Source organism: Aliarcobacter vitoriensis, from assembly GCF_003316695.1.
GTDB lineage: Bacteria > Campylobacterota > Campylobacteria > Campylobacterales > Arcobacteraceae > Aliarcobacter > Aliarcobacter vitoriensis.
Window position 1 is genome coordinate 20,234 of the sequence record NZ_PDKB01000025.1, and the last position, 9,397, is coordinate 29,630.

General features: G+C 27.8%; 8 protein-coding genes and 1 pseudogene. 5 read left to right on the plus strand and 4 right to left on the minus strand.

Features of this window, described 5'->3' with window-relative positions:
• Both CRU91_RS11285 and CRU91_RS11290 read left to right on the plus strand, forming a co-directional pair.
• A complete protein-coding gene (locus tag CRU91_RS11285) occupies positions 1–3,123 on the plus strand; it encodes an efflux RND transporter permease subunit (RefSeq protein ID WP_113895325.1) in 3,123 nt (1,040 codons plus the stop codon).
• Positions 3,116–4,474 carry an efflux transporter outer membrane subunit gene (locus tag CRU91_RS11290; protein ID WP_113895326.1) on the plus strand — a complete coding sequence of 453 codons (1,359 nt, stop codon included), beginning with the start codon at positions 3,116–3,118 and terminating at the stop codon, positions 4,472–4,474. The genes CRU91_RS11285 and CRU91_RS11290 overlap by 8 nt, the downstream gene beginning before the upstream one ends.
• A gap of 206 nt (positions 4,475–4,680) precedes the next feature.
• Here the strand turns inward: CRU91_RS11290 and CRU91_RS11295 are convergent, their stop codons facing one another.
• The 4 genes from CRU91_RS11295 to CRU91_RS11310 are packed head-to-tail and all read right to left on the minus strand — an operon-like array spanning position 4,681 to position 7,408.
• Complete coding sequence (locus CRU91_RS11295; RefSeq protein ID WP_113895327.1) at positions 4,681–5,079, minus strand: tetratricopeptide repeat protein; 399 nt, start codon at positions 5,077–5,079, stop codon at positions 4,681–4,683.
• Between the two features lie 8 nt (positions 5,080–5,087).
• Positions 5,088–5,756 (minus strand): hypothetical protein, encoded by a 669-nt coding sequence (locus tag CRU91_RS11300; RefSeq protein WP_113895328.1) that lies wholly within the window; start codon positions 5,754–5,756, stop codon positions 5,088–5,090.
• Positions 5,757–5,815: 59 nt separating this feature from the next.
• On the minus strand, positions 5,816–7,042 hold the full coding sequence (locus CRU91_RS11305) for a BaiN/RdsA family NAD(P)/FAD-dependent oxidoreductase (protein WP_113895329.1): 1,227 nt from the start codon (positions 7,040–7,042) through the stop codon (positions 5,816–5,818).
• 9 nt (positions 7,043–7,051) lie between these two features.
• Positions 7,052–7,408 (minus strand): cupin domain-containing protein, encoded by a 357-nt coding sequence (locus tag CRU91_RS11310; protein ID WP_235827009.1) that lies wholly within the window; start codon positions 7,406–7,408, stop codon positions 7,052–7,054.
• Positions 7,409–7,574: 166 nt separating this feature from the next.
• Between CRU91_RS11310 and CRU91_RS11315 the strand changes: the two genes are divergently transcribed.
• The 3 genes and pseudogenes from CRU91_RS11315 to CRU91_RS12425 all read left to right on the plus strand — a co-directional run.
• Entirely contained in the window at positions 7,575–8,846 is a 1,272-nt protein-coding gene (locus CRU91_RS11315) for an O-acetylhomoserine aminocarboxypropyltransferase/cysteine synthase family protein (RefSeq protein WP_113895330.1), read from the plus strand.
• Between the two features lie 6 nt (positions 8,847–8,852).
• Positions 8,853–9,266, plus strand: a complete 414-nt coding sequence (locus CRU91_RS11320; RefSeq protein ID WP_113895331.1) for an RrF2 family transcriptional regulator — start codon at positions 8,853–8,855, stop codon at positions 9,264–9,266.
• 17 nt (positions 9,267–9,283) lie between these two features.
• Positions 9,284–9,397: pseudogene (locus CRU91_RS12425) on the plus strand (cysteine synthase A); the annotation flags it as partial.

The following is a 9,397-nucleotide window of genomic DNA, read 5'->3' on the forward strand; positions in this document are numbered from 1 at the left end:
ATGATTGCTAAATTTTTTATTTTTCGTCCAATTTTTGCTTGGGTTATTTCTCTTATTATTATGATTAGTGGGATTGTAAGCCTTTATACATTAGCAGTTGAACAATACCCAGACATTGCTCCACCTCAAATAAATATTGCTTCTGTTTATACAGGTGCTTCTGCTCAAACTGTTGAAAATAGTGTAACTCAAATAATAGAGCAACAGCTAACTGGACTTGATGGAATGTTATATTTTTCTTCAAGTTCAAGTTCATCTGGAAGTTCAAGAATAAGAATAACTTTTAAACAAGGGACAAATCCAGATATTGCTCAAGTTCAAGTTCAAAATAAAGTTGAACAAATACTATCAAGACTTCCTGAAGATGTACAAAGACAAGGGATAAGAATTACAAAATCTCAAACCGATTTCTTAATGTTAGCCTCTATTTATGATTCAACTGGAGAAGCTGAAAAAACTGATATTTCAGATTTTTTAGTAAGTAATCTTCAAGATAGTATTTCAAGAATTGATGGAGTTGGTGAAGTTACAGTTTATGGTGGACAATATGCTATGAGAATTTGGCTTGATCCATATAAGCTCGAGAAATACTCTTTGATGCCATCAGATATACAAAGTGCAATAAATACTCAAAATTCACAAGCAAGTGCAGGAAGAATTGGAGCTATGCCAACTTTAGATGAGCAACAATTAGCTATAACTGTAACAGCTAGAACCAAATTTAAAACTGTTAATGAATTTGAAAATATTGTTTTAAAATCAAATTTAGATGGAAGTAGTGTAAAATTAAAAGATGTTTCAAGAGTTGAAATAGGAGCTCAAAGTTATAACAATATAACTGCACTAAATGGTTTTCCAGCTTCTGGTATCTCTATACAATTAGCAAGTGGAGCAAATGCTGTTGCTACTTCAAATAGAGTAAAGGAGTTTTTAGAACAAGCAAGGACTATATTACCACAAGGATATGATATAGCATATCCAAGAGATACAACATCTTTTATAAAGGCTTCAATAAATGAAGTTGTGAAAACTTTAATAGAAGCTATTATTTTAGTTATTTTAGTAATGTTTCTATTCTTAAAAAATATTCGAGCAACTATTATTCCAGCGATTGCTGTTCCTGTTGTAATATTAGGAACATTTGCCATTTTAAATATATTAGGTTTTACAATAAATACTCTAACAATGTTTGCTTTAGTTCTTGCTATTGGACTTTTAGTTGATGATGCTATTGTTGTTGTTGAAAATGTTGAAAGAAATATGAATGAAAAAGGTTTAAATGCAAAAGAAGCAACTATTATATCAATGAATGAAGTAACAAGTGCATTGATAGGTATCACAACTGTTTTATCTGTTGTATTTTTACCAATGGCATTTTTTAGTGGTTCAACGGGAGTTATTTATAGACAATTTTCTGTTACTATAATCTCTGCTATGGTTTTATCTGTAATTGTAGCTTTAACTTTAACACCAGCTCTTTGTTCAACTATTTTAAAACCACATAAATCTAAAGATAGTGGATTTATAGGTTGGTTTGATAGAAAATTCAGTAATTTTACAAACCAATATACAAATTTGATTAACAAAATTATTTTTGTTCCAAAAAGATATATGTTTTTGTATCTATTAGTTATTGTAAGTACAATATATATTTTTATAAAACTTCCAACTAGCTTTTTACCAAAAGAAGATCAAGGTAGTTTAATGGTACAAGTAACTCTTCCAGTAGGTGCAGTTGCGACTAGAACTGTTGAAGTTGCTGATATTGTAAGAGATTATTTTCTAAATGAAGAAAAAGAAAATTTAAATACAATATTTACAATTTCAGGATTTAGTAGTAGAAGTAGTGGACAAAATACTGGAATGGGATTTGTATCTTTAAAAGATTGGAGCCAAAGAGCAGGTAAAGAAAATCATGTCGATGCAATAAGTAAAAGAGCAAGAGAAGCTTTTAATAATCCAGAATCTCCATATTTTATAAGAGATGCAAGGGTTATTACAATAAATCCTAGTGTTATTCAAGGTTTGGGTTCTAGTGATGGATTTGAGTTTCAACTTCAAGCAAATACAAATATTACAAGAGAAGAGTTATCCCAAGTAAAAGAAGCTATCATAGAAGAAGCCAAAACAAATCCTTTAGTATCTTCTGTAAGAGCAGATGGAACTGATGATTCTCCTCAACTTAAAATATATTATGACACGCAAAAAGCTTTATCTTTAGGTTTAAATTTAAGAGATATAGACAACACTTTAAGTGCAGCTTGGGGTGGAATTTATGTAAATGATTATATAGATAGAACTAGAGTAAAAAGAGTATATATTCAAGGTGATGCACCTTATAGAAGTGCTCCAGAAGATTTATATAAATGGAAAGTTAGAAATAGTTTTGGAACTATGACACCATTTAGTGAATTCTCAAGATTTGCATGGGAGTATGGACCAGAAGAGCTTACAAGATTTAATGGTTTTATGTCTTATATGATAGAAGGAAATGCAGCAACAAAAATAAGCTCTGGAGTTGCTATGGATGAAATGGATAAAATTGCGAATAATAATGCAAATGGAACAATGCACACATATAGTGGAGTTTCATATGAAGAAAGAATGGCTAGTAATCAATCAATATTATTGTATTCTATCTCTTTATTGGTAATTTTCTTGTGTCTTGCAGCACTTTATGAGAGTTGGAGTATTCCATTCTCTGTTTTACTTGTAGTTCCTTTAGGAGTTTTTGGAACAGTTTTAGCTGTATATTTTAGAGATTTAAGTAATGATGTATATTTTCAAGTAGCACTTTTAGCTGTTATGGGATTGGCTTCAAAAAATGCAATTTTAATTGTGGAATTTATAAATAATGCATATAAAAATGGTATGAACTTGTTTGAAGCAACTATAAAAGGAGCAACACTAAGACTAAGACCTATTATAATGACTTCTTTAGCTTTTATTGCAGGGATTATCCCTCTTGCTATTTCAACAGGAGCAGGAGCAAATAGCAGAATTGCAATAGGTACTGGAATAATCGGTGGAACAATAAGTGCAACAATACTTGCAATAGTTTTTGTACCAATATTTTTTATATTAATTACAAAAATGTTTAATAAAGGAGTAAAGAATGACTAAAAAAATAATTTCTTTATCATTTGTAACTGCGTTTTTTTCTTCTTGTGTATCATTAGCACCAAAACTAGAAATAAATAAAGATGAGATAATTCCAAAAGAATTTAATAATAGTGAAAATTTGTCTGAATATTCAAAAATAACTTTAGATAATTTTATAGAAAATGAAAATTTAAGAGATATTGTAAATCTTGCTTTAGAAAACAATAAAGATATACAAATAGCACTTTTAAATATAGAAGCTTCAAAATCATTGTATAGAATAGAACAATCACAATATTTTCCAACACTTGATGCAAATGGAAATTTATTAAGACAAAAAACAGATTTAGGAATATCAAACAACTATAAAGCAAATTTAGGAACATCTTTTGAACTTGATTTATTTGGAAAAATAAGAAGCTTAAATGATGTAGCAAAAAATGATTTCTTAGCTACACGATATGCAAGTAAATCAACAAAATTATCTCTTGTTTCACAAACAATAAACTCATATCTAAGCCTTAAATCAAACATACATAATTTAAACCTATCAAAAGATATTTTGAAAAATTTAGAAGATGTTTATAATCTAATACAAAAAAAGTATGAAGTAGGAATAACAAATAAAGAAGAAGTTTTAAGTTCATACTCTACACTCAAAGATGCTCAAAATGATATTTTAGATTTTGAAACACAAATACAAAAAGATTTAAACTCTTTAGAATTTTTAACATCTTCAAAAATTGATTTAAAAACTATAAATGATGATTTTACTAGTGAAAAATATCTAAAATTAATATCTTCTGGAATATCATCAAATGTACTTTTTAATAGACCTGATATTTTTGAAGCAGAATATAAATTAAGAGCTAAAAATGCAAATATCGGAGTTGCACGAGCTGCCTTTTTTCCAAGTATTAGTTTAACAGCTTCAACTGGATATGCAAGTTCAAGTTTATCAAATCTTTTTAGTGGTACAAATATTTGGCAATTTAGTCCAAGTATAAATTTGCCTATTTTTAGTGGTGGAGAGAATATGGCAAAACTTGATTTGAGTAATACTCAAAAAGAGATTGCTTTAAAAGAGTATGAAAAAACTATTCAAAATGCCTTTAAAGAAGTAAATGATGCACTAGCAACCAGAAAAAATATAACTCAAAGAGTTGAAAATCAAAAAGAGCTTGTTAAATCTTTGTTTGATACTTATAATATAGCTTTAAACTCTTATAAAATAGGATATGGAACTTATTTAAATATGCTTATTTCTCAAAGAGCTTATATAAATGCACAAAAAAATTTAGTAAAAATTTATCTTGAAGAGTTAGAAAATAGAAATGAACTATTTAAAACTTTAGGTGGAAGTTTGGAGTAGAAGATATTTTAACTTCAAACTCTTTTAATCCCTTTGTATAATTAACTATAATAAAAGCAATTTCAAAACTTGTCATATATTTATTTATTATATTCTTTAATATATATTTTACATTTATTTACAGCCATTTCTATACTACAAGTTTTATATTGCAAGTATAGAAAAATGAAAGAGGTTTTACAATCTGTTAATTGCTAATTTTAAAGTTATTTTTTATTTATAATAGAATTTACAGCCTTATAATCTTTACAACTTATACTAATTCCATTATCACAAGCTTTTTTAAACCACTCTTTTGATTTTTCATAATCTTGTTTTATAACATATCCACCATGATAGAAAGTTCCTAAAGTATGTTGAGCTTCTCCATATCCTTGTTTTGCCGATTTTTCAGTCCAATAAAAAGCTTTTTGATAATCTTTGGATACTCCATTTGCTCCAGTGTAATTTATAGCACCTAATTCTTTTTGTGCAACCTTATCTCCTTGATTTGCTGCTTTTTCCCACCAAATAATGGCTTCCTTAAAATCTTGTTTTACTCCATTTCCTGTTGCATATGCTACTGCTAATTCATTTTGAGATTTTATATCTCCCTTTTTTGCCATAGCTTCAACTAAAGCAAATTTAAGAGTTTTTGTAGGCTCTTTTTTTTAGTTGTAATTTCTACATTGTTAGCACATTTTGCATATTGAATTTTAATATCTTCATTCCAAGCTTTAGTAGGATTAAAACCATCAACAAGCCCTCTATTATCATTTGGATTAGTAAATGCTTTTATCCCGTGTTGTATCATATATCTTGGATAATAAGTAGGATATTCAAGTTTTTCAAAATATTTACAAAAATCTTCTTTATTTTTAGCAATTACATTTTGAAGTTTATTTGTTTTTTCTTCACCTATTTTTTGTGATAAATTTATTTTTAATACAGCAAATACTTGATGAGCTGTTTTATCAACAACTCTTAAAGTATCAAATTTAGCATAAACTAATGCTACTGTAAATAATTTTGAAGCTTTTTCATATTCATCTTTTTCTACACATTTATAAATACCATTAAATAAGTCAGCTGGTGTATATGTATTTTTTATATCTTCAAAATTTATGCACTCTAAATTATTTGTTACCTCTAAATCTCCTTTTACCTTTATCTTTTGAAAATTAGGAGTAATTTGTGTTGTTTCATAATTTGGTGTTTCAACTTGCTTTTTATTTGTATCACACCCACTAAAAATAAAAACTATAACTATAGTAGCAAAAGCCACTTTTAATATTTTAAACATTATTTTTCCTTATGTATTAATATTTGAAAATTATATCTTTTTTATTATCATTTTAAAATTTAATTAGACAATTTTTTTCCAACTAAATATCCACTAGCCCAAGCAAAATGAAGATTATATCCACCTCTATTTCCAACAATATCTAGAACTTCTCCAGCAAAATATAGATTTTTACATAATTTACTTTCATAAGTTTTATTATCTATTTCAATTGTTCTAACTCCTCCACCACTTGCTTCACTATGTGAAAAACCTTGAGTATCTACAATCTTCATCTTCCAAGAGTTTAATTGATAAGCTATTGCTTTTATTTGCTTTGCATTTATCTCATCTGTTTTTATATTTATATCAATTTTACAAATATCTAGTAAAATTGGTGCTATTTTATTTGAAATAATTCCAGTTAAAATATCAACAACTCTTTGATTTGCAACAGCTTTTAACAAACTTTGTATTTGATTTGCCAAATCATTGACAGGAAGTTTTGGAAAAAAATTAAGTGAAACATTCACATCTTGATAAGAAATTAGGTTTAAAACAGCAAGTTGCGAAATATCAAGTATTGCAAAACCAGAAATTCCATAACTTGTAAACAAAACATCTCCAAAGATTTCTTGCTCACAAGTTCCATTTACAAATAAACTAACCAAACACTCTTTTTTTACACCTTGCAGTTTTCCATTATAATTGTTTTGTGTTTGAAGTCCCACTAAAGATGGATAAGTTGGATTATATGAATGTCCAAATTTTGAAGCAAAATCAAGCCCTATTTCACTTGAATTTAATTGAGGAGCTGCTCCAAGACCAGAAGTTATAACAACTTTATCATAGTTTTTATATTCAAGTTCAGCTGTTTTTACTACAAATTTATCTTCTATTTTTTCCAAATCTTGCACAAAATGTTCACAAAATATATTTATACACAACTCTTCCAAAGCTAAAAATAAAAGATTTGTTACTGATTTTGCTTCATTTGAAAGTGGATAGACTTTACCACTTTCTTTTATATCAAGAAGTAATCCTATGCTTTTACAAAATTTTTCAAAAGCTCTAAAATCAAACTCTTTTAAAGCAAAATTTACAAATTCTGGATTTTCACCTATATAATTTTTACTAGAGATTGAAGTATTTGAGATATTGCATCTTCCATTTCCAGAAGCTAATATCTTTTTACCTATGCTTTTATTTACATCAAAAATATCTATTTGCAAATTTTTATTCAATCTTTTAGCCGTAATTGCAGCCATAATTCCAGCTGCTCCTGCTCCAATAATTGCTATTTTCAAAACTTTCCTTTAATAAAAAACTGCAAACCAGATAGTTGGTTCATCTAAACTTGTAAATTTTACTCTATGTTTTTTAAAAGCCTCTATATTTAGACAATCACCTTTTTTAAGTCCAACTTCAAAATCTTCAAATTCAAGTATTGCAAAACCTTCTAAAAGTAAAATATATTCATTATTTTCTTGTTCATACCAAAAGTTTTGAGGTGATGTTTGTCCATTTGATACAATTTTTTCTATTTCTATTTTATCATTTTTAAAAACTTCAAAAAAAAGTTCTTCGTTTTTATCAATAGGAATCTCTTCAAAGATATTATATTTTTCTATCAATTTATCTTCTTTTATATTGATTTTTTGGTATTCTAACAAATCATAACTTAACAAAGATTTTAAAGTTGATTAAATAAATCAACTTACTCTCAAACTTTTATTTATTCTATATTTATATAAATTTGATTAAAAGACTTGACATTGCAAAAAAAATAGTTTATAATTCCAACATATTTAAAGTTGATTAATTTATAAAGGATTAAAAATGCAAAAAGAGACGATTGCAATTCATACAGGTTATGATAAAAAAGGTTCAAATGGTGAGATGGCTATTCCTATTTCTCAAACAACAGCTTATGCCTTTAGAGATAGTACTCATGCTGCCAATTTATTCGCATTAAAAGAGTTAGGGGCAATTTACACAAGACTAAATAACCCAACAACAGATATTTTTGAACAAAGATATGCACAACTTGAAGGTGGTGCTGCTGCTCTTGCAACTTCAAGTGGAGCTGCTGCAATATTTTATTCTATTATCAATATAGCTGAAGCTGGAGATAATATTTTAATTGCAGATAAACTTTATGGTGGAAGTGTTACACTATTTCATTTCACATTGAAAAGATTAGGAATTAGTGTAAAAGTATTTAACAATGATGATGCTTCTGATTTAGAAAGTTTAGTTGATGATAAAACAAAAGCTATATTTTTCGAATCACTTTCAAATCCACAAATTGCAATTCCAAATATAGAAAAAATTGTAACAGTTGCACAAAAATATGGCATCATCACTATTTGTGATAATACTGTACCAACGGCAAGTTTATTCAATCCTATAAAATTTGGTATTGATGTTGTAGTTCACTCTACAAGTAAATATACAAGTGGAAATGGAACAGCTTTAGGTGGAGTTATTGTTGAAAGAGATAATTTAGCAGAGTTTTTCAAACAAAACAAAGATAGATATCCACATTTTTCTACTCCTGATGCTTCATATCATGGTCTTGTTTATGTAGATGTTCCTCTTCCAAACTTTTGTTTAAGAGCTAGATTATCATTAGCTAGAGATATTGGTGCTGTTCCATCTCCACACAATTCTTGGTTACTAATACAATCTTTAGAAACATTAAGTTTAAGAGTTGATAAACATTCATCTAATGCTTTAGAAGTTGCAAAATTTTTAGAAAGTCATCCAAAAGTAAAATCTGTAAGCTATCCAGGGCTAAAAGGTGATAAATATTACGATAAGGCTCAAAAATACTTTAATAATGGAAAAGCTTCTGGATTATTGTCTTTTGAAGTAAGTACTTTTGAAGAAGCAAAAAAAGTAATAGATAGTGTAAAATTATTTAGTATCGTTGTAAATATTGGAGATAGTAAATCTTTAATAACACATCCAGCTTCAACAACTCACTCGCAATTAAGTGAAGAAGAGTTATTAAAAGCAGGAGTAAATCCAACAACTGTAAGGCTTTCTATTGGATTGGAAAATACAATAGATTTAATTGAAGATTTAACTCAAGCATTAAACAAGTAGTTAAATATGCCATTAATTTCAACTAAGGGGGTGTACGGATTGGCTGCTATGTATGAGCTAAGTAAACATAAAGATGATACTCCCATGCAAATAAAGGATATTTCATCAAATGCTTCTATACCTCAAAACTATTTAGAGCAACTTTTAAGTAAGCTTAGACGTGCTAATTTAGTTACAAGTATAAGAGGAGCAAGAGGTGGTTACTTACTTGCTAAAAGCCCTGATGAGATAAAGGTCGTAGATATTTTAGTTGCTTTAGAAGATGATATAAAAATCGTTGATTCAAAAGCTGAAAACCCAATTTTAAATCTATTTTTTGAAGAATCAAAAAATAGTATGAAAAATATTTTTGATATAGAACTATCTAAATTAGATGAATATCAATCAAAATATAATGATTTCTTACATTATAATATATAAATTTAAAAGGATAAAAGATGAGATACGCGAAAAATGTAACAGAGTTAATAGGGAATACTCCTTTAGTAAAACTACAAAAAGCAAGTGAAGAAAGTGGAGCGACAGTATTAGGTAAATGTGAATTTATGAAC